29 protein-coding genes are annotated in these 24,986 nt (G+C 37.1%); 4 read left to right on the top strand and 25 right to left on the bottom strand.

What is annotated here, in order from left to right; all coding sequences use genetic code 11:
• Nucleotides 1-21: 21 nt before the first annotated feature.
• The 16 genes from ACIQZG_RS05140 to ACIQZG_RS05065 all read right to left on the bottom strand — a co-directional run bounded on the left by ACIQZG_RS05140 (nucleotide 22) and on the right by ACIQZG_RS05065 (nucleotide 16,638).
• Entirely contained in the window at nucleotides 22-783 is a 762-nt protein-coding gene (locus ACIQZG_RS05140; RefSeq protein ID WP_402754094.1) for an ABC transporter permease, read from the bottom strand.
• Between the two features lie 15 nt (nucleotides 784-798).
• Entirely contained in the window at nucleotides 799-1,752 is a 954-nt protein-coding gene (locus ACIQZG_RS05135; RefSeq protein ID WP_402754093.1) for an ABC transporter substrate-binding protein, read from the bottom strand.
• Nucleotides 1,753-1,812: 60 nt separating this feature from the next.
• The gene (locus ACIQZG_RS05130) at nucleotides 1,813-2,583 is read right to left on the bottom strand and encodes an ABC transporter ATP-binding protein (RefSeq protein ID WP_402754092.1); all 771 of its coding nucleotides are present in this window, start codon (nucleotides 2,581-2,583) and stop codon (nucleotides 1,813-1,815) included.
• A 203-nt stretch (nucleotides 2,584-2,786) separates the two neighbouring features.
• Nucleotides 2,787-3,362 (bottom strand): RloB family protein, encoded by a 576-nt coding sequence (locus ACIQZG_RS05125; RefSeq protein ID WP_402754091.1) that lies wholly within the window; start codon nucleotides 3,360-3,362, stop codon nucleotides 2,787-2,789.
• Entirely contained in the window at nucleotides 3,359-4,645 is a 1,287-nt protein-coding gene (locus tag ACIQZG_RS05120) for an AAA family ATPase (RefSeq protein WP_402754090.1), read from the bottom strand. Before ACIQZG_RS05120 ends, ACIQZG_RS05125 begins: the two co-directional genes overlap by 4 nt.
• A 300-nt stretch (nucleotides 4,646-4,945) precedes the next feature.
• Complete coding sequence (locus tag ACIQZG_RS05115; RefSeq protein WP_402754089.1) at nucleotides 4,946-5,872, bottom strand: NAD-dependent epimerase/dehydratase family protein; 927 nt, start codon at nucleotides 5,870-5,872, stop codon at nucleotides 4,946-4,948.
• Between the two features lie 115 nt (nucleotides 5,873-5,987).
• On the bottom strand, nucleotides 5,988-6,515 hold the full coding sequence (locus ACIQZG_RS05110; protein WP_402754088.1) for a YceI family protein: 528 nt from the start codon (nucleotides 6,513-6,515) through the stop codon (nucleotides 5,988-5,990).
• Nucleotides 6,516-7,022: 507 nt separating this feature from the next.
• On the bottom strand, nucleotides 7,023-7,799 hold the full coding sequence (gene srtB, locus ACIQZG_RS05105) for a class B sortase (protein WP_402754087.1): 777 nt from the start codon (nucleotides 7,797-7,799) through the stop codon (nucleotides 7,023-7,025).
• 12 nt (nucleotides 7,800-7,811) lie between these two features.
• The gene (locus tag ACIQZG_RS05100) at nucleotides 7,812-8,582 is read right to left on the bottom strand and encodes an ABC transporter ATP-binding protein (RefSeq protein WP_402754086.1); all 771 of its coding nucleotides are present in this window, start codon (nucleotides 8,580-8,582) and stop codon (nucleotides 7,812-7,814) included.
• A 6-nt stretch (nucleotides 8,583-8,588) separates the two neighbouring features.
• Nucleotides 8,589-9,554 carry a FecCD family ABC transporter permease gene (locus ACIQZG_RS05095; RefSeq protein ID WP_402754085.1) on the bottom strand — a complete coding sequence of 322 codons (966 nt, stop codon included), beginning with the start codon at nucleotides 9,552-9,554 and terminating at the stop codon, nucleotides 8,589-8,591.
• 104 nt (nucleotides 9,555-9,658) lie between these two features.
• Nucleotides 9,659-10,564 (bottom strand): heme ABC transporter substrate-binding protein IsdE, encoded by a 906-nt coding sequence (isdE, locus tag ACIQZG_RS05090; protein ID WP_402754084.1) that lies wholly within the window; start codon nucleotides 10,562-10,564, stop codon nucleotides 9,659-9,661.
• 15 nt (nucleotides 10,565-10,579) lie between these two features.
• Nucleotides 10,580-11,779 carry an NEAT domain-containing protein gene (locus ACIQZG_RS05085; protein WP_402754083.1) on the bottom strand — a complete coding sequence of 400 codons (1,200 nt, stop codon included), beginning with the start codon at nucleotides 11,777-11,779 and terminating at the stop codon, nucleotides 10,580-10,582.
• 134 nt (nucleotides 11,780-11,913) lie between these two features.
• Nucleotides 11,914-13,350 carry an NEAT domain-containing protein gene (locus tag ACIQZG_RS05080; RefSeq protein WP_402754082.1) on the bottom strand — a complete coding sequence of 479 codons (1,437 nt, stop codon included), beginning with the start codon at nucleotides 13,348-13,350 and terminating at the stop codon, nucleotides 11,914-11,916.
• Complete coding sequence (locus ACIQZG_RS05075) at nucleotides 13,350-13,946, bottom strand: NEAT domain-containing protein (protein ID WP_402754081.1); 597 nt, start codon at nucleotides 13,944-13,946, stop codon at nucleotides 13,350-13,352. Before ACIQZG_RS05075 ends, ACIQZG_RS05080 begins: the two co-directional genes overlap by 1 nt.
• 976 nt (nucleotides 13,947-14,922) lie before the next feature.
• Nucleotides 14,923-15,741 (bottom strand): thermonuclease family protein, encoded by an 819-nt coding sequence (locus ACIQZG_RS05070; RefSeq protein ID WP_402754080.1) that lies wholly within the window; start codon nucleotides 15,739-15,741, stop codon nucleotides 14,923-14,925.
• A gap of 315 nt (nucleotides 15,742-16,056) precedes the next feature.
• Nucleotides 16,057-16,638 carry a phosphatidylglycerophosphatase A family protein gene (locus ACIQZG_RS05065; RefSeq protein ID WP_402754079.1) on the bottom strand — a complete coding sequence of 194 codons (582 nt, stop codon included), beginning with the start codon at nucleotides 16,636-16,638 and terminating at the stop codon, nucleotides 16,057-16,059.
• A 126-nt stretch (nucleotides 16,639-16,764) separates the two neighbouring features.
• Between ACIQZG_RS05065 and ACIQZG_RS05060 the strand changes: the two genes are divergently transcribed.
• From ACIQZG_RS05060 to ACIQZG_RS05050, 3 genes are all read left to right on the top strand, one after another.
• Nucleotides 16,765-17,484, top strand: coding sequence for an alpha/beta hydrolase (locus ACIQZG_RS05060; protein ID WP_402754078.1), 720 nt, complete (start codon nucleotides 16,765-16,767; stop codon nucleotides 17,482-17,484).
• A gap of 83 nt (nucleotides 17,485-17,567) precedes the next feature.
• Complete coding sequence (locus tag ACIQZG_RS05055; RefSeq protein WP_402754077.1) at nucleotides 17,568-18,083, top strand: YjcG family protein; 516 nt, start codon at nucleotides 17,568-17,570, stop codon at nucleotides 18,081-18,083.
• 3 nt (nucleotides 18,084-18,086) lie between these two features.
• Nucleotides 18,087-18,515 carry a GNAT family N-acetyltransferase gene (locus ACIQZG_RS05050; protein ID WP_402754076.1) on the top strand — a complete coding sequence of 143 codons (429 nt, stop codon included), beginning with the start codon at nucleotides 18,087-18,089 and terminating at the stop codon, nucleotides 18,513-18,515.
• A gap of 51 nt (nucleotides 18,516-18,566) precedes the next feature.
• Here ACIQZG_RS05050 and ACIQZG_RS05045 read toward each other — a convergent pair whose 3' ends face one another.
• The 6 genes from ACIQZG_RS05045 to ACIQZG_RS05020 all read right to left on the bottom strand — a co-directional run bounded on the left by ACIQZG_RS05045 (nucleotide 18,567) and on the right by ACIQZG_RS05020 (nucleotide 21,293).
• The gene (locus ACIQZG_RS05045) at nucleotides 18,567-18,815 is read right to left on the bottom strand and encodes a stage VI sporulation protein F (RefSeq protein WP_402754075.1); all 249 of its coding nucleotides are present in this window, start codon (nucleotides 18,813-18,815) and stop codon (nucleotides 18,567-18,569) included.
• Between the two features lie 11 nt (nucleotides 18,816-18,826).
• Nucleotides 18,827-19,003 carry a YjcZ family sporulation protein gene (locus ACIQZG_RS05040; RefSeq protein WP_402754074.1) on the bottom strand — a complete coding sequence of 59 codons (177 nt, stop codon included), beginning with the start codon at nucleotides 19,001-19,003 and terminating at the stop codon, nucleotides 18,827-18,829.
• 64 nt (nucleotides 19,004-19,067) lie between these two features.
• Nucleotides 19,068-19,427 (bottom strand): stage V sporulation protein AE, encoded by a 360-nt coding sequence (spoVAE, locus tag ACIQZG_RS05035; RefSeq protein ID WP_402754073.1) that lies wholly within the window; start codon nucleotides 19,425-19,427, stop codon nucleotides 19,068-19,070.
• Between the two features lie 16 nt (nucleotides 19,428-19,443).
• Nucleotides 19,444-20,439 carry a stage V sporulation protein AD gene (locus ACIQZG_RS05030; RefSeq protein WP_402754072.1) on the bottom strand — a complete coding sequence of 332 codons (996 nt, stop codon included), beginning with the start codon at nucleotides 20,437-20,439 and terminating at the stop codon, nucleotides 19,444-19,446.
• Complete coding sequence (spoVAC, locus tag ACIQZG_RS05025) at nucleotides 20,433-20,888, bottom strand: stage V sporulation protein AC (RefSeq protein WP_402754071.1); 456 nt, start codon at nucleotides 20,886-20,888, stop codon at nucleotides 20,433-20,435. The genes ACIQZG_RS05030 and spoVAC overlap by 7 nt, the downstream gene beginning before the upstream one ends.
• Nucleotides 20,889-21,293, bottom strand: a complete 405-nt coding sequence (locus ACIQZG_RS05020; protein ID WP_402754070.1) for a YhcN/YlaJ family sporulation lipoprotein — start codon at nucleotides 21,291-21,293, stop codon at nucleotides 20,889-20,891. It lies immediately after the preceding gene.
• Nucleotides 21,294-21,427: 134 nt separating this feature from the next.
• On the opposite strand from ACIQZG_RS05020, the gene ACIQZG_RS05015 reads away from it, so the two are divergent.
• Nucleotides 21,428-21,982, top strand: coding sequence for a CotY/CotZ family spore coat protein (locus ACIQZG_RS05015; protein ID WP_402754069.1), 555 nt, complete (start codon nucleotides 21,428-21,430; stop codon nucleotides 21,980-21,982).
• 69 nt (nucleotides 21,983-22,051) lie between these two features.
• Here ACIQZG_RS05015 and ACIQZG_RS05010 read toward each other — a convergent pair whose 3' ends face one another.
• The 3 genes from ACIQZG_RS05010 to ACIQZG_RS05000 form a co-directional block, all read right to left on the bottom strand.
• On the bottom strand, nucleotides 22,052-22,447 hold the full coding sequence (locus ACIQZG_RS05010; protein WP_402754068.1) for a hypothetical protein: 396 nt from the start codon (nucleotides 22,445-22,447) through the stop codon (nucleotides 22,052-22,054).
• A 52-nt stretch (nucleotides 22,448-22,499) separates the two neighbouring features.
• The gene (mgtE, locus tag ACIQZG_RS05005) at nucleotides 22,500-23,876 is read right to left on the bottom strand and encodes a magnesium transporter (RefSeq protein ID WP_402754067.1); all 1,377 of its coding nucleotides are present in this window, start codon (nucleotides 23,874-23,876) and stop codon (nucleotides 22,500-22,502) included.
• Nucleotides 23,877-24,085: 209 nt separating this feature from the next.
• On the bottom strand, nucleotides 24,086-24,985 hold the full coding sequence (locus ACIQZG_RS05000) for an RluA family pseudouridine synthase (protein WP_402754066.1): 900 nt from the start codon (nucleotides 24,983-24,985) through the stop codon (nucleotides 24,086-24,088).
• Nucleotide 24,986 lies beyond the last annotated feature (1 nt).

The following is a 24,986-nucleotide window of genomic DNA, read 5'->3' as shown; positions in this document are numbered from 1 at the left end:
TGACTCCTGCGTCAGCTTTTTTTATGCATGTCCACCCCAAACTTTTGCGACCCAGCCCTCGAAATAACGAATAGCCTTATCAAGTAATAACCCAAGAACACCAATGACGATAATTGCAGCCATCACTAAATCGAGACTTAAGGAATTTCTTGCATCGACAATTAAAAAACCTAATCCGGATTGTGCTCCAATCATTTCACCCGCTACAAGGAAAATCCATGCACTCCCAAGTGCCATATGTAATCCGTTTGCAATCATTGGAAACGCTGCTGGGAAAATTATTTTTCGTAGTAAGTCAACCTGTGACATTTCAAAATTTGCCGCTACACGCAAATAGACGCCCTCAACCTTTTTCACTGCAGACACCGTCGATAGGAGTACTGGGAAAAATGCTGCGATAAAAATAATGACAATTGCAGGCATATTGCCAATACCAAACCACAAAACGATAAAGGGTGACCATGCAATAGGTGATACTGGGCGTAGTACTTGAACAATCGGATCAAGCACAGCCCAAACCTTTGTCCATCTTCCTAAAAATAAGCCCAGTAATACTGCCACTACAACTGCTAGTAAATAACCACTAAAGAAGCGAAACAAGCTAATTTGAATATGCTCAAAAATAGAACCATCTTTAATAATTTCTAAAAGTGCTGCAAATACTTCTATTGGTGGGGGGAATAATGCTGCGTCATGCCCTCCGATTATTGTAGCCAGTTGCCAAGTACCTACCAGTAGTACAAAACCGAATACTACTGGTACTACTTTGTTCATTTTTTCCATACCAACCTCACCCTACTATTCCTCAATTAACGTCGAATCTACAAAGTCCTCGTACGTCGGTGGTGCATCTGATAAGTCCATTTCAATTAAAGACTCACGTAAAATTCCATACGCATCCTCTTTGATTTTCAAATTATTATACGAAATCCAGTTTAAGGATAAATCTAGCACTTCCTTATCGACTTTAATGTATTCCGAAACAACGTCATGTGCGTGTTTGTCTTTTTCATTCATGATTTCTCCTGCAGCGACATAGTCGTGCACAAATTGTTTTGCAAGATCCCTATTTTTTTCGATAAACGCACTACGTAATACTAAGCCACAGTCAATGGAATCTGACCAAATTTCCTCAGATTGGAATAACACTTTCCCTTTTTCAAGCGATACCGAAATCGCTCCAAATGGCTCTGCAACAACATAGCCAGCAATTCGCCCTTCTGCTAGAGCAGCTGGCATTTCTGCAGGTGGTAATTCTACAACTTCTAAGTCCTCATAGCTTAGGCCAGCTCCCTGCAACATGCGGTAAAGCAAAACATTATGTGTTGAGTATTTATTTGGAATCGCAAAATTTTTGCCTTTTAAATCTTCTACTTTCTCAATATTTGGTGCACCGACTAAAACGTTGCCATCACGATGGCCAAGTGCGACTGCTTTTAAATCAATCCCTTGCTCTTTTGCTTTCATGGCTAACTGAATAAGTACTGATGCTCCATCAATTTTCCCGGTATTAAGCGCATCCATCAGCTCTGGCCAAGAACCAAATTTCACAAGCTCAACCGCATAACCTTCGTAACCCTTATCTGTTTGCATATACAAAGGAGCCGCATGGGTAATTGGTAAATATCCTATTTTGACAATTTTTTTACCATCCTCAGTTTCTGAATCAGTAACTCCATCATCTTTGCCGCATGCGGTTAATGTTAATAACAATGCAAATCCTAGTAGAACTGCCCATAATTTATTTTTCATTTCATTACCTCCAATGTTATAGAAATTAAGCTCGCATTTTGGTATCAGTGCTATTACCGTTTAAATGTTATATTCAACTGCATTTTGCGGATGCGTAAACTGAAATTCATTAAAAATAATTTCACGAAAATGCTGAAAATCAGAATCGGAACGATCTCGCGGTTTAGTACTACGAATAAGTAACTCTCTATGAATGCGCCCAGGATTAGGACTCATAATAAAAATACGATCTGCCAAATAGATTGCTTCATCAATATCATGTGTCACAAGCAAAATTGTGGTCTTCTCTTCTTTTTGAATAGCTAACAATTCGTCTTGTAAATAATAACGTGTGAACGTATCAAGTGCCGCGAATGGTTCATCCATTAAAATAACTTCTGGCTGAATCGCTAACGCGCGCGCAATTGCTACACGTTGTTGCATACCTCCTGATAATTCACTTGGCAATGCCGATAGACGATTTTCTAAACCTACAAGTTTTAAATAATGCTGTGCTCGTCGTTGTCTCTCGATTTTCGTTAAACCTGTACCTTCTAACGCTAACTCTACGTTTTTTTGAACCGAACGCCATGGTAATAATCCATAATTCTGCATGAGCATAATACAACGTTTACTGGCTTTCATCACGATTTCATCATCAAGTAAAACTTGTCCGGAAGATGGTTGCTCAAAGCCACCAATTAAGTTAAGTAATGTACTTTTACCACAACCACTTTTCCCTAATATCGCAATGATCTCTCCCTTTTGCACATCCAATGATATTTGATCGAGCACTGGCTGCTTAGCAAACATTTTACTCACCTGTTGGATAGAAATTATCGGTGCTGTCATTTATTTATGCCACCTTCTCTAATACTTATAATATTACTAGGATTAATATGTTTTAAGTTATTTTATTATACTCAATACAAAAACTCAACTCATTTTCGAGAAATTCTGAAAATTTTTATTTATAACTTTTCCCTTTTGAGCGAGACTTCCTTACATAGACAAAAAAAGATGTCTCAAAAAATTCTGAGACATCTTTTCCCTATTTAAAATATGTATTGTATCATTTCATGCACATTACAGTAAGGGTTTTCCCGACTATCTGTATTGCGTAGTGCCATCATTTCCTTACAGTTTTTGATGGCAACTTCATGACGTAAAGCAATTGGAGAAATAAGCTCCACGTCGCCCTTATGGCGGAAGTAGCGTGTAACACCAAGGTGCTTCTCCATTTTACTGTTAAGCACCGCACGTGGATATGGCTCAGATACTTCCACTGCTTCAAAATGCAACAATAGCCATAGCTCAAATGCTTCATTCGTATAGGCAATTTTAATATCTTTTTCCTCACAAAAAACATTTACTTCATCTAGTTGCTTTTCTGTAAGATCATCCTTATCAAACACAATCCACACCTCATCAAAAGGTTGGTAGCTAGAATCGCGATAAGCGTGTTGCGCTAACTTTATCGCAGAGCGCTTAACGTTTTTGATTTTCACACTGACCATTTTAGAGCGCTTTAATAGTTTCATTTGCTCAAAATAAATGCGCTCCGTTTCACCCTCACAATAAATTAATATCGTTTTTCGTAAAGCCAAATTTCCTTTTTGACGTACTCTCACGACTCATGTACCTCCGCTTCACCTAAATATTCGTTCGACAAATATTCATTAATGACTGGTGTCGCACCAAATTCACCCTTTAGATATCTCTTTGCGTAGGAAATATCCCCACGTTTCTTTTGTAATTCTGCAAAATCAAACAAAGAATACAATTCAGATTCATTTTTAAAACTTTTATTCACAAACCAAATTTGGTCCGAGCGTAGTGGCTGATCAAGTAAATCAATTTCATGACTCGTGACAATAAATTGATTACACTCATTTCTTCTACTATTCATAATAGCCATTAAAAACTCACAAATAGAGACATGGAAAGCTGTATCAAATTCATCAATAAATATTGTCTTCCCCTTATTAAAGGCATCCACCATCACACAAGCTAAATGCAACATCCGTATTGTACCTTTTGAATCCATTGTCCAGTTAATCGTCTCTGTGCCAAGCGGTGTGCCTTCATTATCAAACGATAAATAATGTAGATCAATATCGACTTCTTGAATCACAATATCTTCTCCATCAAAGTCATAGCTTACCGTGTTTTTCTCTTTACGCTCTACGCGTCTAGCAGTCACATCTTGAATAGAGAAATCTGCAATTTTCAATAACTTTATGACTTCTTGTTTAAATGGTTCTTCCTCTAACTTACGAATAAGTGGATGGCTAGACAATCGATGTACCTCATCAAGGAATAGAACTTTATGTAAAAACCACTCAAAAATCTTCGCCGCATTCGCATCATTGAAAACATTTAAAACCGATAAAAATGCTGTATTTTTACGTGTATACTTCGTAAGTTCCTGATGCATTATTTGTGCTGTTTCGTAGTTATAGTCTTGGATAATTGCGTCCCACTCACGCAGAAATAGTTTTTCTTCCTGCATTTCTTCTATTCTTGTTAATCGCTCATAAAGTACTTGCTCAGCATTATAATGTATTTCATAGTCATACAATGATCCATCTAACATTAAAGAAATCATAAATTCAGTAGGAGAGTCACCACCACCACCCAATTTAAACGGCTGATATGGTAACCGTAATTTTTTCACACTATTTAAATTTTCAAAATTAAATAGCAGTGAACGTAACACTTTAATCGCCCCAAATAAATTCGACTTACCACTACCGTTCGGTCCAAAAACAAATGCGCTTTTCACAAGGCGTAGTGAATCGATTTTGATTATATGTGTATCTTTTAATTTTCGAATACGACTACCAGCCACCATCGAAAAAAGTGTTTCCTCCTTATAACTCAGACAGTTTTTCACTCTAAAATCTACTAACATGTTATACCCTCCGTTCAACTGCACCTTGACTATTTATAATTATTATACAATATTCGCACCTTAAAAAAGAGGCAGTCCTAAAAGTAAAATAGTTAGCAGAGAGTAGCTCTTTTTTGATATACAAGTAAAAATCCGCGTAGACTCCTGTGGGAACTGCACGAGACGTAAGGCGTAACAAACCGCGCGTAGCGAGGGTTACGACTTACGTTGTGCACGCAGAAAGCGCAGCGGATTTTCACCATAAAGAAAGCCAATTATTCTGCTTAAAGGGACTTATTGGACATTCTCACTCACACAATTTCAAATCTCTACTATCTTCTCATTTTGCATAGCAATAATCGCTCGTTGAATTCCATCTGTAAACGATACACGCGGCTTCCAGCCAATAGCTTTTGCTAGTTTATCATGACATAAAATTGAATGTTCAATATCGCCTTCACGAGCTGGTGCATATTGGATTTCTAACGGATAGTTTAAATGTTGTAAAAGTAAGATGACTTGCTGAATTGACCAAGCTTCATTTGTAGAAACATTATAGACGCCTTGTAGTCCTACCTCAACACCAGCAAAGATTGCATCTGCTACATCATCGACATAAATAAAGTCTCTTGTTTGATGACCATCTCCAAAAATCGTAAATGGTTGTCCCTCGATGCTACTTTTCAACATCGTTGGAATAACAGCGGCCTCTCCTTTTATCGGCTGTCTTGGTCCATATACATTTGCAAATCGATAAATCAATGTTTGTAGACCGTAATCTTGTCTCCACTTCTCACAATACGTTTCACCAATACTTTTATTTAAACCATACATCGATACCGGCTCACTATAATCCGTTTCCTCAATTGGCGGATAATGACTATCACCGTATACAGCCGCTGAAGAGGCAAATACAAAATGCTTCACCTTATATTTAGACGAGAGATAAAGCATTTGGCTAAGGCCTACGATATTCGTTAAAATATCTTTCATTGGTTCTTGAATAGATAGCTGTACACTTGTTTGTGCAGCACAATGGACCACTACATCAAACTCGATTTCATTAAAGAAATGCTCACAAACTTCATCTTCCACATTCAATAAATAAGATTTATGTGGAAATTCAATATTTCGTAAATGCCCTGTGCTTAAATTATCAATAATAAAGATGTTTGCACCTTCATCAAAAAAACGTTTTGCTACCGCACTACCAATAAAACCATACCCGCCAGTCACTAGAACATTCATTTTCTCGCCCCCAAAAACTATATGATGTTTTATATGCCAATTTTGAGGAAGTTATGCGAAAAGGAACAAAAAAGGAGAAGCCAAGTAGCCTCTCCTTCCAATTATTTTTCATTCATTATGCTGGATTTACTTCTAATTCAACGATTACTTTTATATCTTTACCTACAAGCACACCGCCTGTTTCTAAAGCTGCATTCCAAGTTAACCCAAATTCTTCACGATTAATAGAAGTTTCCGCTTCAAATCCGTAAACATCCTGGCCCCAAGGATTCGTACCTTTCCCATTAAATTCAGTATCAAATGTTACTGATTTCGTTACGTCTTTAATTGTTAGGTCACCAGTAACTGCATACGCATCATCTGATTTTTTCGTAATACTTGTGGACTTGAATGTTATTGTTGGATATGAATCTGCATCAAAGAAATCACCTGATTTTAAGTGGTTATCACGATCTTCATTGCGTGTGTTAATGCTAGCCGTATTGATGCCAAATTGAATGTTTGCAGTCGTTAAATCTGTAAGATCCTCCGCTTCAATATCTGCTGAGTAAGAGTCAAATACACCTTTTACTTTTGATACCATCATATGCTTTACTTGAAAGTTAATTGCTGAGTGTGCTAAATCGATATTCCATTTTGCCATAGTTAATTCCTCCAATTGAAATGTTTTTATCTCGAATTCGAGATATATGTTAAAATATGAAGCAACTACTCTAAATATGTTCCCTCTTGTGAAAGAAGTGGAACATTTGCAGTTACTTAAACTGTGTAAATATTTTTAGTTACTAAAAGTAATTACTTACGTTATGTAACTTACTATACATTCATAATTACATTAAGTCAAGCCATTGAAATAATTTTTTGATGAAGTTGGCAGAACAACGGGCTGTCCTTAAAGTAAAATAGTTTGTAGCGAGTAGCTATTTTTTTATATACAGATAAAAATTCGAGTAGACTCCTGCGGGAACATTATTTGCAACGAAAGCGTGAGTGAAACGTAGCGGCAGAAGCACGCAAGAGGCGTAAGACGCAACAAGCCGCGGGTTGCGAGGGTTGCGACTTACGCTGTGCCCGCGGAAAGCGAAGCGTTTTTCTACCATATAGAAAGCTAGTTATTCTGCTTAAATGGACTTATTGTACATCCTCTTTCTTACCGCTTCACTAATTTCCCTTGCACAACAAAGCGATGATCATCGCTCATAACGGAATCCTTGCACGTCGAAAGTGTGATAATTTTATCGGCTGCCCCAATTTCAACATCCATCTGAATAACAGATCTATCTTTGACCTCTTCAATAAATTTCAAAAATGCATCATCTGTTGTAAATTCTGTTTCAATATAATAAAAATTAATTGTTGTTTCATAGGCCGCAAACACTTCAACATCATAACCTTCATATAATGTATCCATATAAATCTTACTATGCGCATTTGCGTAGTCTTGCTGCAAATAGCTGTCCAGGCTGCCAAACATTGTGCCATTTTTCATAGCGTGCCCGTAAAGAATCGTATTTCGACTCATGTCCGTTACATCATTGCGATAATCCATAAAGACACTCCCAGCACGACTATAATTATCTTTAAAATTATGATCTAAATAAAAATCATTATTATCCGTCTGTAAAATAGGATTATTGAGCTTCGTTCCATCCACTGATACCCAGCCAACAATATGTTCATTTACTGCTTGTAAATCTTCAAACTGCGGTCGAATCATATATTTCGATAATAAGTCTTCCGGTAAGATTACCTCATCTTCAGATTCTTCCCCAAGTGTTTCTAACGTTGTTTCATAAATTGCCTGTACTTCCTTTAATGATTTTGATGCTTCATAATACGTATTTAAATATTTCACAAGTGCGAAACCCGAATACAAAAATACTGCCAAATATAGTAAGGTAAGTAACTTAGAAGTCCATTTTTTCATCTTTCCACCTACTTAAATACCGAGTGGTACCATGTAAAGACCGAGCTGCTCATCCTCATTGAAAATAGCATCGACACCATACACGTCTTTAATAACTTCCTTCGTAATAACCGCACGTGGAGCCCCCTCGGCTACAACTTGACCAGTTTTCATCAAAATGATTTGGTCACTATATCGAATTGCTTGGTTAATATCATGCAACACCATAATAATTGTTAAACCGTGCTCTTCATTTAACGTTTTGACAAGCTCTAGCAACTCAATTTGATAATAAATATCTAAATACGTCGTAGGTTCATCTAAGCACAATATTTCTGACTGCTGCGCAAGTGCCATCGCGATCCATACACGCTGACGTTCGCCTCCTGATAATGCCTCTAAATCATTGTGACGCTTTTCTAGTAAATTTGTGCATGAAAGTGCCCAATCAATCGCCTTTTGATCATCTTCTTGATTACGCTTTAACATCGTATTATGTGGAAGGCGACCAAAGCTTACTAATTTTTCAATCGTTAAATCCTTTGGCACATCATTTTGCTGATAGACAATCGCTAATTTTTTGGCAAATTCCTTTGGCTTATAGTGAATTAAATCTTTACTTTCTAAGGAAACATGACCTGATTTCGGTATATTATTGCGTGACATGACACCGAGTAATGTCGACTTCCCACAGCCATTTGGTCCAATAATCGTTGTAATTTTCCCCTTTTGAATCGCAGTCGATACACCATCTAAATGATTTCTTGTATTATCATGCGATACGATAATATCTTGTACTTCCATATTTCATCACTCTTTTCGTAATAGGAATATTAAGAATGGTCCACCGATAATCGCCATAATTGTCGAAGCCGGAATTTCTAGTGGTGCAACAATTGTTCGTCCAATCGTATCAGCCACTAAAATTAAAAGTGCACCTGCTAATGCAGTAAACGGAATCAACACTTTATGATCATAGCCAACTAGGCGACGTGCTATATGCGGCACAAGTAGCCCAACGAAAGAAATAACCCCCGCCACTACAACTGAAACCGCTGATAATAATACCGCAACAGCTGCAATAATTAATCTTGCACGCGCCACATTAAAACCTAAACTTTTCGCTGTTTTATCCTGTAACACCAGAAGATTACACCAACGATAGAGGGCAAAAGCGCCGATGAGGCCCACTGAACCGTAAGTCACAATCGTTGAGACATCCTTCCACGTTCGCATCGTTAAATTCGAACCGACGACACTTGAAGCGGATGTATTCAATGAACCTCCTAAGCTAATAAAGGCCTCTGTCAAACCCGTAAACATCGCATTGATGGCAATCCCCACCAATATTAACTTCAGCGGACTTAACCCTGATTTCCACGATAGAGCAAAAACAAGTGTGCAGGCAAAAGCTCCCCCCATAAATGCAAGCACTGGTGTCATAAAAAATAAAGCCGGGAAAAACGAAATAATAAACAACTGCACAAATGCAGCACCAGAGGAAATACCGATAACCCCTGCATCAGCAAGTGGATTTCGCATAACAGATTGCAATAACACCCCAGACACAGAAAGTGCCGCTCCAGCAAACAATGCCACAATTATACGAGGAAAGCGTAAATCTCGAATAGCTTCCATCTGACTATTACCTTCTTCAAAAAATGCGCCTATAAATTCTAAAAAGCCCATCTTGATACTACCTGTCGATGCCGAGTAAATCATAGACACGAGTAATAATACGATTACCGTCGTAAAACTTACAATTTTCTTTGTCATATCTGACTTCCTTTATTGATAGAATTCACCCACAGGCTCGAATATAATAAAAGCGCTGTATAGTAAGGCTAGCCTCACTACACGAGCGTCATTTTTTCTGTCTATTAACGATAGAAGATCTCCATAAGCTGACCTAAAGCTTGTGGTACTTGCAGTGAAGCTGTTGTGCCGAATAACTCTTCCTCTAAATCATAGACTTTGCCATTTTGCACAGCACTGAAATGTTTCCAAACATCATTTGTTTTAAATTCCTCGTCGAACATTTTCACTACTTCATCTGGCATACCATGTGACAATCTTAAAATAATATCTGGGTTACTATTATGTAAATACTCTGTATTTGAAGATAAATACTCGGCATCCTGACCTTCCATAACATTGATACCACCAGCACGTTTCACCAGATCACCTGCATAAGAGTTTTCTGTCGCTACTAAATAGCTACCAGGAATCCCAAGTAAAATTAATACACGAGGGCCTTCTTTATTGGCCGCAACTGTTTGTACAGCATCGATATTTTTTTGTAAGCTTGCAATTAATTCCTCTGCTTGTACGTTTCGGTCATAGCGTTCACCTAATGTTTTTATTTCGTCAAACATTGCATCAACACTTTGGAAATTCAAAAAATTCACTGGGACTTTTAATTGCTCGAGTTTATCTTTTAAATCATATTCTAGCGTTGATACTGATAATACATCTGTAGGGTTCAGCGATTTGACGATTTCCATATCAGGCTCCATCGCATTGCCAATCGAAGTAAGACCATCAAAACGTGTCGGTAATTCTTTTTCTGTTTCTGGAACGGCAATGGCATCTATTTCTAGCTTATCTAAAATTTCAGCAATCACGACTGTACCAGCAACAATTCGATGTTCACTTTCTTCAGTGGTTTCTTTTTTTTCAAGTGATGCATCCATTTTTTCACTATCATCTCCACCACTACAACCAGCTATGACAAACATAGCCACAAGCGAAGTAAACAATATTAGTATTTTCCATTTCTTTTGCATGTCGTAATCCCTCACTTATTTTTGTTTTGCATTCTTAAGTCGTCGAATAAGCATGATACCCGATAATAAACAAATTACAATGAGTAAAACAATTTTTATTTTGTCTAGTTGAGCAAGTTGCTGCGCCGTGTCGTTAGCAATCTCCTTGTTACCAGTTGTATCCTCTGTAACTTCTTCTCGCTGCGTGTCTTCAGTAGCCTCTTCCACGTCTTCATCTAACGTACGATCAAATGCTAATTGAGTCTCTCCAAGTAAAGGATTAAAGACCTTAATTGTTGGTGGTTTTAGCGGTATAGCTGATAAATCTTTATCTGGTGCTTTTACTCCCACATTATCTTGAACATTTGATACATCCTCTTTTTTGGGCTGTTCAGGTTTTATTTGCTCCAATGACTTTCCTAAAAAGTTTGCCACCTGTTCCTTATCAAATTGTAAATCGACAAAGTATTCGTGGTGATAAGTAAGTTCAGGAATATCTAGTTTAATCCACAACCGTTGTAACTTTTCAAAATCATTTACTTCAAATTGTACAACCCTAATATCGTCAACAAGTGAAATCAAAGTAGGCTCCATCTGTTCACCCTGTTGCTCTACAGTTAAACCAGTTACCCATCTTGACTTTAAAATCGTCATCTGCGCAAAATATTTGTCATCTAATTCAATGATTTTGGCTGTAGGATTTACATATGTATTCATCATAGATGGCTCATTTTCCCCATCTTCTAGCAACACATAATCAAAAGACCATTCTTTAGTAGGTTGTTCTTCATCCGTTTCTTCTGAATTCACTGGTGGTTTTTCTTCTATAACTGGTCCAATAAATTTAAGTGAATCAACATTAATTGCTAGTTGCTCCATAAATGAAACGGTTTCTTCTTCAAATGGAAGGATCACTGCACCATTTATCGTAAATGGCTGTGTTAAATCATTCATATCAAATTGAACTAAATTTTCAGCCTTGTTTAACGTAGAAGGCACTATTTTTTCTAGTTGCATGATTTGTATGTTCGTAATGATGTCTGGATACACCATCGGTAAAGACAACTGATAATGGCCATTCTTTACGAAAAGTGTCGCTGCTTTACTGAAAAAGCTATCTTGCTGTTCTCCTTCAACTAATGGAAAACTTAGTTCAACTTGATATTGACCATCTTCTTTGGCCAAACCTTCATCTGCCCATGCATTTTTCCATACAAATTGAGAGGGAAACGTCATAAAAATGATGCAAGTAACCACCAAAAGAAAGGCTTTTCTATTCATTTGCATTATATCTATTCCTCCAATTTCTATAGAAACAATAGTAACTTCCTCCCTCATCAAGATGAGAAAGGAAGTCGCTATTTTAGATCTTATTCTGCATCTTCATAAAAGAAGTCTAAAGAGTTATTTAATACTTTTGCCATTTGGCCACGCGTTAATGGTTGGTTAGCATTGATATACTTCTTGCCATCCTTCGCTACAGAGCCAGTCATAACGCCAGCTTTGTTTAATAATGAGAATGCTTTTCTCGCTTCCTCATCTTTAATACTTGCAGCATCCGCGTATGGTAATGAAATTTCAACCTTTAATTCTTCTTCAGTAACAGCCTGGATTGCACGGTAAATCATTAAAGCACCTTGTTGGCGCGTTAATGTTCCATTTGGATTGAACTTTTCTCGTGCTTCTACAATACCATATTCAGCAAGGGCATTAATTGCATTTTCAGCTTCGATACCTTTGATGTCTTTGAAGCCAGCAACTTCAGTTGCTTCTAATTCTAAAGTACGTGAAACCATTAACGCGAATTGTGCACGTGTAAGTTTGTTATTTGGATTGAATTTATCTTGCGCTTTGATAATATCGTAAGCTAGTAAATTTAGAATCGCTTCTTTGTTTTCGTAATTATCAATATCTTTGAATGGATTTGTAATGTCTGGTTTTGCTGTTTCTTCCTCTTCTCCATCAAAGCTGAATTGAACAGTATGATTTGAATCGTATTTAACACCTGCTTCATCTACGATAACGTGGATTTGTGCAGTTAATAATGCTGTTAAATCTTTCACTTCAAATGTGTATATACGCTCGTTCGTTGCCTTGTCTTCACTTTTTAAAGTTGCATCCTTGCCAGCTACTTTAAATGCTTGGATATACTGACCTTTAGGGAATAGCATGTCTACAACGTATTTACCATCTTTTTCAGTTACAACTACAGTCGAATCAATATAGTTTTTCATAATTGACTCTTCTTTAGTACCGTCTTTGTAAACTGTCACGCCCACTTCAATAGTTTCTTCAGACGCATCTGGTTTTTCTTCTGCTAGTATAGGTTGGAAGTCGAACTCATACCATTTATCCATATTAGCTTGAGCCACCACTACATGTACTTTTGCTGCATTTTTCACTGTTGGATCTACTGGGAATGAGACAACGCTTGAACCATCTGCTTGCGCTTCGATTGTTCCATCTACATATTTATCACCTTGCTTCACTTGGAAGCCAGGAATCATTTTACTAAAATTAGCTGGTATTGTTAATTTCGCAATATATGTACCTTCTTGTTCAACCAATAAACCTGTCCCTGCAAAGTACTTATCCATGTAACCAGCTTCATCTGTACCTGGTTTGAATGTTTTAAAAGTCACTGTTTTAGCATCTTGTGCTTCTACAGCGCGAGTTGTTGCCTCTGTTCCATTCACATTAATTGTTCCACCTACATCAGCAGATGCAAATGATGGGATTGATAGTGATGCTGCTAGTAATGACGCGAGTACGATTTTCGTTGCACGTGATTGACGTTTTTTAGCCATTATTGACCCTCCGTTTTTGTTTGAAATTTATTTCTATAAAGTAAAAATGCTGATCCTGCTAGTGCCATGATGAACAAATATGGAGTTGCATCACTTGTTTGTGGATTAGACACTTGACTTTCTGGTACTGAATTTGTCTTTGAACCTGTATTTTCGTTAGTTGTCGCTGCACCACTTGTAGCTCCTGCTTCGAATATTAATGAAACACTATATTCGTGATGATAGTTAATATCATTGATATCGATTTTCATTGCTGTAACAACTGGTTTCGTTAAATCTTTTACTGTGAATTGTACAACGCGTGTATCAGCACCTTTATCTTCGCTAATAACTGTCGCACCACCTGGTGGCTGGAACTTTGTAATCCAAGCACTATTTTTCAATGTAATTTGTACAGTAGCTACTCCATTTTTCACGGTCACTTTTGCGGGTTTTACAAAATAATCATTCGCAATTGACGGTGAGTTACTTTCTGGTTTATTCACTTGATATTTTACAGAATGTGTACCATCTACAAGTTGCGCTGATGCTTGAGGTAATGCTACAGTCAACGCGATCATACTAATTAGCATGAACAACACCATTATTTTTCTCATGTGTCGCACTCTCCATTTTTTATTATGAAAATTAAAAATTTTCATCGTGTAAAAATATTAATAATAAATATCTTTTATTCTTGCTATTTTCGAACTAAACGAAAATTATTCTCAATTAACATTTCCATTACCAAGCATAACTTCATATAGCAATGAATGTCAACATCTTAACCGAAATTGTCCTCAATTTATAAATGTTTTGGTTTCATCTCAAATGTAAGGCTACTACTAACGTTTTTAGAAATTCTTCATGATAGAATAATTGGTTTTTCCCAACTTACCTGGAAGTATTTTTTCCACGTGGGGTAATCCGTTACTCTACCTAAAAAAACGCCGTGGAATTTTATCCAACAGCGTTTTTTTACATTAATTTAATACTTCCAGATTGAATCCACCTCTTTAGATGTACTTATCATGTGACGAAATATTTTATTTTGAATCTTTTTCATAATGTACTTCCAGAGTTTCTACCATAGAACTTGTGTATCAATCGATTGCGAGCAATCATTCCAACTTGAATGATATCAGATGTTTCATACAGACCAAGGGAAGAGCTTGATAACAAACTAATTCAAATTGAATAATCCTGAAATGATTTCATCACTTCCTGGAGAAAACATAAATATTGAGAACGAAATACATAATAATCCTATAAGTACCAAGGCAAATCTCTTATCCCCAAGTAATCCTTTAATCACTAAAAATAATCCTATAAATAATATTAAGAAATACCAAAACCCCATAATTTCACCCCTCAATTAACTTATATAGTATGACGTTACCATTCACTACAAAGTTCTACCTCTTTTATTAATTGAGCTGAACGATTTTGTTCATAAATAACAATTGTCCATTTTTACTTATAGAAGTAACCTCCCCGTTGAATGGCAAAAATCTTCTCGAAAACAGCTTATATAAAAAAACGAACAAGATTATGCGCTCTTGTTCGTTCGTATAATTTAAAATATATTTACATCTATTGCTTAGCTGGAATAAACCCTGCTGCCTCTGCTTCTTCATTCGTACAGAACATTTCTTCTGCTACTGTATTTTCATAATCACGCTGACCAGGCACATGATAGATTTTATTACCCTTTGAATTAATATTACCCTTAATTACACAACTGTTATGATCGTTAGTATTTTTAGATTCGTCATTTTCCGTACTAGACGCATTATGCCTTTCCTTTGTAGTAGCATAATAAGCCTCTTTGTCAAAGCCTCGATTCGTAACGTAATCTTCAACTGACCAAATACCTGTTGCTGAATTTTGTGCAGTTTTTTGAAGTGAATTGAACCAATCTACATGCTTTGTATTGGGCTCATAAATATAAGCAACACGTGCTAATCCGTTTTTCAATAATTGCTCTTGAACACTAATACCATCTTTCGTGTAAACATAAGCTAGTAATCTTTTGTATTTATCACGATAAGAAACGTCAAATTCTAAATAGACCGCATCTTGACCTGCTAATAGCTGCTTGGCAAACTCTTTAGCTTCTGGTCCATATGGTTGCTCCCCTAACGTCTCATGATTAGTTTCAGGTGTATCTACAAGAAGTAGACGAACCTTTTCTGAGCTACCTTTATATTTTATTCTTATTGTGTCGCCGTCAATAACATCTTGCAACTCATATTCTTCAAACATACTCACGTCGTATTTTTTAGCATTTTCTTTTGTTGATGATACAAGACTTTCTATATCTTCAGTCTCAATAATATCCGTCCTATTTTCTTCCGTACATGCACTTAAAAACAGTGCAGAAAAGAAAACAGCAAAAATGATTTTTTTCAAATGAATATCCTACTTTCTAATTTACATCTTTTCATTAAACTAAAAATCCTCAGTTACATATAACTGAAGATCATAAAATTATTTGAATATCAAATATAATACAAAAGCTAAAATAATTGTTCCACTTGTAATTAGTGTCTTAATATCTTTATCCTTCATTATTGGTACCTCTCTCCTAGCTAGTATTTATCACTAGTCCCTCATAACTTTTAAGCATTTAATATAGTAATACTACCATACTATCTCTTCATTATTAAAAAGAAAACTGTCTACTAAGTTTTCTAACTTAGCAGACAGTTTTTATTCGTTATCATCTTAAATTTCACTATGTGGTTTTGGCTTTGGTCCAAGTTCCTCTGGTTCAATATCAGCAAATGTTTCGCCTTCTTCTTCTAAATCACGCATGCGGTGTGCGATTCGTGAAGCAGCTGAAGCAGCGATACTAGCAACTAAATCATCTAAAAACGTATTTACATGAAGACCTGGCTCTGTATCCAATTTTTTAATGATGCCTATTTTTTGTTTGTCTAAGTGACCAAAAGTTGTTACCGCGATGCTACCGTATGTAAAAACAGATCCAAGTGCAATCGTTTCATCGACACCGAATAGCCCTTCGTCAGATTCAATAATTTGTTGAAGTGGGGCAGATAATAATTTTTTCTCTGCTAGTTCATCTAATTCGATACCTACTAGAACCGCATGTTGTACTTCACGCTTACGCAGTACACGCTCAACAGAATGAACACAATGTTCTAATGTTAATCCATCATTATATGGATTTTGCATTTCATAAACAATTTCAGCAATGGCCTCTTGCGTTACACCACGACGAAGTAATGCTGCTTTGGTAGCTTTGGCAACTTCATCAGAATGTACACGAATACTTTTATCATGCATAACTAAACCTCATTTCAAATTTTATTGCTAGTGATCTTCTAGCTGTCACACATCAAAACTTATTATACCCTTACTTTTGTAATATGATACAATTTTGTTACATATCGTTATGAAGGAGTGTCATCGTTGGACAAGGGGACAGTACAAGATTTGAAATTTTTTAGTGAGGCTTTGCAAGAAACTTTAGATTTATATATATACATTCCTGCAAACTATTCACCACTATATAAATATAACATTTTAATCGCATCAGATGGCAAGGATTACTTTCAATTAGGCGGCATTACAAAACTTGCTGATGAACTTATTGATGACTATGAAATCGAAAATTTAATTATTGCTTTTGTGCCATATAAAGATATTAAAGATCGCCGTCATAAATATATTCCTAGCGGCGAACAGCATGAAGCGTATTTGCGTTTTTTAGCACATGAACTCGTGCCGTATTTGGACCGGGAATATGCAACATATCAAATGGGTATGGGACGTGGCGTTATTGGCGACTCTTTGGCTGCAACCGCTTCCTTAATGGCTGCCTTAAAGTATCCAAATATTTTTGGTAAAGCGATTTTACAATCTCCATATGTGGATGATGATGTCTTGAAGGCGGTTGAACAATTTAAAAACCCTGCAGATATTTCAATTTATCACATTATTGGTAAAGATGAAAACAAAGTTGTCACAATGGATAAAACAATAAAAGACTTTTTAACCCCAAATCGAAAGCTAAACAATTTGATGCTTAGTAAAGGATTTTCTACATTTTATGATGAGTTCGATGGTAATCATACATGGAAATACTGGAAACCTGATTTAAGACGTGCCTTAATTGAAAATTTCAATTAATTCTGGGCGATTCAAATTACGTGTCATGTAATTTCTGATATACTTAGGTAGAAAAATCGTTTATTTTCGGGAGGTAATGGACTATGAAGTACGGTATTGTTGCGTTTCCATCAAAAAGACTGCAAGATTTGGCAAATACGTATAGAAAACGTTATGACCCTCATGTTGCACTGATTACACCGCATATGACATTAAAGGATAGTTTCGACGCAAGTGAAGAAGAAATTAAAACGGTCGTTCAACAATTAAATGAGCTTGTATCAAAACATCAGCCATTAGTAATTCATGCATCACGCATTAGTTCGTTTTTCCCAGCAACGAATACAATTTATTTCCGCATTGAACCAACGGAACAATTAACAGTATTCCATAAAGAGCTGCAAGAGGGTATTCCATTTGGTACTGAAAAGCACGTTTTCGTCCCACATATTACGATCGCTCAAAAATTGACTGCTTCTGAACACGACGACATCTTTGGGCAATTACGTATGTCAGGTATTGACGAGAAAGATATCATTGATCGTATTCATTTAGTGTACCAATTGGAAGATGGTTCGTGGACAACTTACGAAACTTTCCGATTGACTGGAGCTGAATGACCTTTGTATTTCGTTAAGATTGTTGAAACAAAAAGTGAACATGATGATGCATTCGCTGTTCGCACAAAAGTTTTTGTAGAAGAACAAGGCATCCCTCTTCATCTAGAATATGATGCATATGATGCTACGGCAACACATTTTGTACTGTATAAAGATGATGAAGCTGTTGGTGCTGCACGTCTACGTCTTATAGAAAATGATACCGCAAAAATTGAACGAGTAAGTATTTTACAATCACAACGTGGTAAAAAACTTGGTGCTTTAATTATGCAAGAAATAGAAAAATACGCCATTACTATCCCTATAAAAAAAGTGAAATTACACGCACAAAGCTACGCAGTTCCTTTTTATGAAAAACTGGGCTATATAGTAACATCCCCAGAATTTATGGATGCCGATATTCCGCATCGTGCAATGGAAAAATCAATTTAACTTAAAAGGTGTTATGAAGATGCTACCGCATCTTCATAACACCTTTTTTAATTATTTCATCATTTTTGTGATTTTATCTAAGTCTAATGAATCGCCATCTTGTAAAATCGAATTTACGATTTTATCTTCAAGTTCTTGGCTTATTTGTCTATTCGACACTTTGCCAACACGACGTACGATTTTTCTTACATGTTTTTCATTTTTAAAGTCTGCATGTTGTACTGCGTTCGCTAATGCGAAAATTTCTTCCATCGATACGCCAGTTTTTTTCTCTATTGAATTAAAAAATGAGCGTTGCATATCCACCCTCCTTAATATACGAAAGTAGCGCCGACAATAATAAGTAAAATAAATAATACTACTATTAATACAAATGTTGAACCATAGCCAGTATTGTTATTGCCTCCGCAATAATTATTATTCCAGCAATTAGCTCCACCAACATAACCACCGTATTGTTGAGAACCCCAACCTTGATAGCCTCCCATAAAAGTACCCCTCCCTTCTATACCCTATAGTATGTAAGGGCACAGAAATGAGAGGGGTATTCGTCTAATCGATATTTCCTTTTGGTTTAAAAATTAATGCACCTATAAAGCCAAAGACAATAGCTGCGCTAATTCCTGAGCTTGTTACTTCAAACATTCCACTCATCACGCCGACTAATCCATGCTTTTCCGCCTCCGCCATTGCTCCGTGTGTTAAGGCATTTCCAAATGAAGTAATCGGAACTGTTGCACCTGCACCAGCGAAATTTATTAGTGGTTCATACAAACCCATACCATCTAAAATAGCTCCTGCAACAACTAAAGTACTCAATGTATGTGCTGGGGTTAAATTTCCTACATCCATTAATAATTGGCCAATCACACAAATAAGCCCCCCAACGATAAAAGCAAATACAAATGACATTATCATAATTCTTGCCTCATTTCATTGTGATTTCAATTGCATGCGCAGTACATGGAATCGTTTCTCCTTGCTGATAAGAAAGAGGTGATAACAATGCACCTGTCGCAACAAGTAATACCCTTTTATAACGCCCTGCCCGCATTTGCTGCACTATATAACTATAGAAGACAGAAGCCGAACATCCAGCGCCACTAGCCCCAGATTGGAATACCTCATCCTGCCCATAAAATTCCGCACCAGCATCGCGAATAAGTGTCAGCTCCTCTGGTTTCGCACCACTCTCTGCAAACATTCCTTTTAACAGCTTCAGACCAAGTTGTCCTAAATCACCAGTAAGTATTAAATCGTAATTGTGAAATTTCTGTTGCCTTTGCTCTAGATGCGATTGGATTGTTTGAAAAGCAGCTGGAGCCATCGCTGCTCCCATATGAAAAGGATCATCCATGCCAAAATCAACTGATTTACCAATTGTTGCAGCTTCTATACTTGGAAGGTTATCTTGATGCTTGCCAATTAACGCAAAACCAGCTGCTGTGACTGTCCATTGTGCGGTTGCTGGTTTTTGTGCCCCGTAATTAATCGGATAACGAAATTGTCGTTCCACTGCATTATGTTGACTAGAAGCACCCGCAAGCGATAAGCTCGATGCTCCAACTTCCGTTAGTAAACTTGCAATAATTACTGAAGAAACTGAAGTAGCGCATGCAGAGAATAGACCAATAAAAGGGATTGCTAATTCCCTCGCAGCAAAATTTGTTGGGGTCATTTGATTAATCAAGTCCCCACCTAAAAAATAATCAATTTCTAAGTTTGTCACACCAGTCTTTTTCATTACGATTTCACAAGCCTCTTGAATCATTTTTCGGTTGCCCTGCTCATTCGTTTTCATTTGCCAACGCTCATCATCATAAATCGCATCAAAATATTGACTAAATGTACTTCTTTTTTCGAGTGGTCCAGCAACAACACCTCCGGCTATTATAGAAGGCTTTGTTTGAAAAACAATTACCATGAGACCACTCCTAACGTCACAAGTATATATTTTATAAGCGCAACGAAAAATGCTGCCACAACTCCGAATAACACGACCGATCCTGCTAATTTAAATAGATTTCCACCAACGCCGAGAACGTAACCTTCCGATTTATGCTCAATAGCAGCAGAAATCACTGCATTACCAAAGCCCGTAACTGGAACTGCAGATCCGGCACCACCAAATTGGCCAATTTTTTTATACAAGCCCAAACCTGTTAAAATCATCGCGAAAAACACCATTGTCGCTACTGTGGGATTTCCTGCCGTTTGTTCTGTAAAATTAAAGAAAATCATGTAAAAATAAGAGACCGCTTGTCCGATTGTACAAATGATACCACCAACAAAAAATGCCTTTGTTATATTTTTCAAGTACGTTGGTTTCGGTGTCACGCTTTGTTCTAATTTTTGATATTGTTCTTTTTCCATTCAAGCTTCCTCCTTCGCTAGTTTCTTCAATTCTTTTATTTTGTCGCTAATTTTTTCACCTTCAAGTTTGTCCTTTTTGGCTTTATTTGCTTCATAATAAATCTTGTAGTCAGCAGAGACGAAAACTTCTTTATTTGGATAAAGTTTGTCAAATTTCTTTTGTAACTTTTTCTCTAATTTAGCTTTTTTCCACTTATCCCATGGTTTAATTTGCACTGCGACAAGCATTTTATCATCATGCTGAAGAACAGTTGTTTTTTCGACGTAATCCTCTTCTTTTAAAACCCGTTCTAATTCTGCCTCAGTTTGTGGCGAACCATATACAATGAATTTTTCTTTGTCAGTACATCCACTAAGAATAGAAATACTAAGCATCAAAAGCAGTACTGTTTGTAATTGCCTCACATGTTCACCCTCCTTTTCTATACAGTTTCACCACACATAAAACAAACTATTCATTCGTCTATGAGGACAAAAGCCCGAGTTGCTTTTTAAAAAGCACATATTGTAGAAGTAGAACAAGGAGAGGTGGTGAAATTATGGGTTGTGGTAAACCAACAAACCCTACTGGGTCAAGAAATGCTGGCTGCGTTTGTGACGTAGTTCGTGCAATTCTAGACATTCAAAATCAAGCGGTGCAGGATGAATGTTCTCCATGTACGTCAAACTGCTTCTTAGAGCCACTTGGTGGTATCGTGAGTCCAGTTCGATCCCATGCAGATACACGTGTGTTTATGTTACTTACTAAAGACGGTACTCCATTCAAAGCATTCTTCAATATGAATCATTCTTGTAAATCGAATCATGATAAAAATTCTAACAATAAAAGTTCTAAATCTGACAATTGTACATCTGTATTCTTCCGTGTAGAAGACATGTTTGATGATTGCTGTGCTACACTACGTGTTTTAGAACCAATTGATGACGATAACAGAACTGCTGATTTATTAGGTGATGATGGGTGTTGTATCGATATGGGTAAGCTTTGTGATGTGACAGACTGGGAATCAACAGAAAGCTGTATTACTGTCGATTTATCTTGCTTCTGTGCAGTACAATGTATCGCTGATGTTGACTTAGGTATTTGTGATTAATCTCTTTCTCCTTTGACACACTACAAAAACAAGAAAAACGTACAGCATCCTCTGCTGTACGCTTTTTTTTCATATAGGCAATTTTTTTCCTCGCCATAATATTTGTTTGACATCTCCAATGTGAATCATTTCCTGCATTTGTAATTCTACAGAAGTAAGCATCAAAGAATCAGATTGTACATCTGATGCAGTTCCCGCCAATTTTCTTCCGTCTTTCAAACATATTTGTAACGGTTGATATACCCTTTGTCGAAATGGTTTCTCTAAAAATTGAAATTGTTTAAGCAAATAATCATTAATGGGTTCATCTTTTTGTTCATTGGTCTGGACACTTCTCGGCTCATTTACATAACTATCTTTCACAAAAACAGACGTACTTTCCTCCAAAATATTCTCCTGTTGAGACTGAGGAATATCTAAAAAATAAGATGGCGAATTAATAAATAACAGTGGCTCACGCTCCACAATTTTCACACCCTTTTTTCCTTACGATATGCAAAAGGGAGAATTATGGTGCTCAACCGATTTGGCTAAGAAACATTGTCGCCAATCCTAAATAAATTAAAATACTCGTAATATCATTCAATGTTGTAATAAATGGACCCGATGCAACAGCTGGATCAATTTTCAAACGGTGCATCAACAGTGGAATGAATGAGCCAGCAAGTGTCGCCACTAAAATTGAACCACAGATGGCAGCACCTACGAGCATGCCAAGAATAAGTTCGTGTTTCCATATATACACGATACCAACTACAATAACACCACACACAATACCCGTCATAAGTCCTGTACCGGCTTCACGCATAAGTAATTTCACCTTACTATGTTCCTCGACATCTCCTGTTGCAAGTCCACGAATAGCAACGGCTAACGCCTGTGTACCGCTATTTCCTGACGTACCAGAAATAAGTGGAATGAACACGGCAAGTAGCGCCACTTTATCGAGCGTTTCTTCAAATTGCCCCATTAAATTTGCTGTAAGCATTCCTAAAAATAATAAAATCACGAGCCATGGCAGACGTTTTTTAGCTGCTTGCCACGGACTTGTATCGAATTTATCCATATCAGAAATACCTGCTAATTTTGAGTAATCTTCTGATGCCTCGTCATCAATGACATCAATGATATCATCGACCGTAATAATCCCTAATAGTTCACCGGCGTCCTCAATTACAGGTACCGCCAGAAAGTTGTAGTCTTTCATAATTTGTGCGACTTCTTCTTGGTCATCTCCAGCATGCACCATAACAACACGTTCATTCATAATCGAACGAATAAGAGTATCCTCGTCCGCAATGATTAAATCACGAAGTGAAATAACGCCTGTTAGTCGATGTTTCTCATCCACTACGAAAATATAATAAATCGTTTCAGCATTCGGTGCTTCTTTGCGTAAAATCGCCATCGCTGAGCGTACCGTAGAATTTTCTGGGATAGCGACATATTCAGTCGTCATAATGGAACCAGCTGTATCCTCGTCATAGCTCAATAGTTCATTAATCTCGTCTGCCGTCGCATCGTCCATCATTTCTAAATAACTTTCACGTTGTTCTGTATCTAATTCGTTTAAGACATCTGCAGCATCATCGGCATACATTTGCGATAACATTGCTGCCCCGTAAGCCGTATCCATTTCATTTAAAAATTCTTCATACTCATCATCATCTAATTCGATTGCCTCGAAAATGTCAGCCATTTCTGTTGGAGACAAGAACGTATAGATTATTTTCCTTATATCAGGCTCCACCTTTTCATAAAACGTTGCCTGATCGTATGGATGAAGTTCTAAAAATTCATTTCGGAATGCACTAATATCGTTCGCAGCGAGCGTTTCTCGTAAATGCGCCTCGTCAAATAGTACTTCATCTTTTTCATTTCTTTCCTCTATCATGCTTGTCCCCTCCTTCCGAGCGTCAAATTAACTTATACATACTATCACATAAATCTACCTTTTATATAATAGTGCGTATCCTATTGGTTCTGCAAACTCTTTTTCTGGATACCCACCTTTTCCATTACTATACCCTACACAAATCTAATTATCTGCTAAAACACTATTAAAAACGATAAGGAGATGCTCTGCTTACGCGAACATCTCCCTCACCAATTTAATAAACGTTCCATATCTGCCATTAACGGACTTGAAAATTTCAAGGATCCAGCTGTTAACGGATGGTACATTTGCAAAGATACACAGTGTAGTGCCTGTCGATTAATATGCGCTCTGTTACCGCCATACAATTCATCCCCAACAAGTGGATGCCCTAAATATGCCATATGCACACGTATTTGATGCGTACGTCCTGTATGTAGCTTCAAGCGAATATGTGTCATCGGCTCACCGCGAATGTTGAAGCGTTTAAGCACAGTGACATCTGTATGGGCAAATTGACCATCTTCGCGTACTTCACGCTCAATAATACTCGTATCCTTTCGACCAATAGGTGCAATAATCGATTGTTTATCCACTACTACGTGTCCGTGGACAATCGCTTCATACTCTCGCGATATCTCTCCACCTCGCTGTGCGAGTCCAGTTAAATGATGGATATGTGCATGCTTAGCGATACAAAGTAAGCCCGATGTATCACGATCTAGTCTCGTCACAACGTGAACAGTTGAAGCTAAGTCTTGATGCTCAAAATAGCCACAAACATCATTGGCAATACTTTTTGTCGGATGCTCACGAGAAGGTATCGTACTTTGATGAGCGGGCTTATCAATTACTAATATCGCTTCATCTTCGTATACAATACGAAGTGAACCATATTCCACAACAAGCCCTTCGCTTTTTTCTTCGGGTGGAAATTTGACTTCGACGATATCACCGATTTGCAATGGATGTCTTACATTCCGCTCCACTCCATTAACAGTCAATAAGCCTCCTTCGAATTTAATAGCTGTTAAGGCACGTTTGGAAATACGCCATTCACCTAAAGCTTCTCGAAGCAACTGTCCTTCCTTCGTTGCTGTAAACCGTAATGTAAATCGTTGATCCATT

This window comes from Lysinibacillus sp. NPDC096418, from assembly GCF_044762775.1.
Lineage (GTDB): Bacteria > Bacillota > Bacilli > Bacillales_A > Planococcaceae > Lysinibacillus.
The sequence above is the reverse complement of the archived record's forward strand: the minus strand, read 5'-3'. Positions and strand labels throughout refer to the sequence as shown.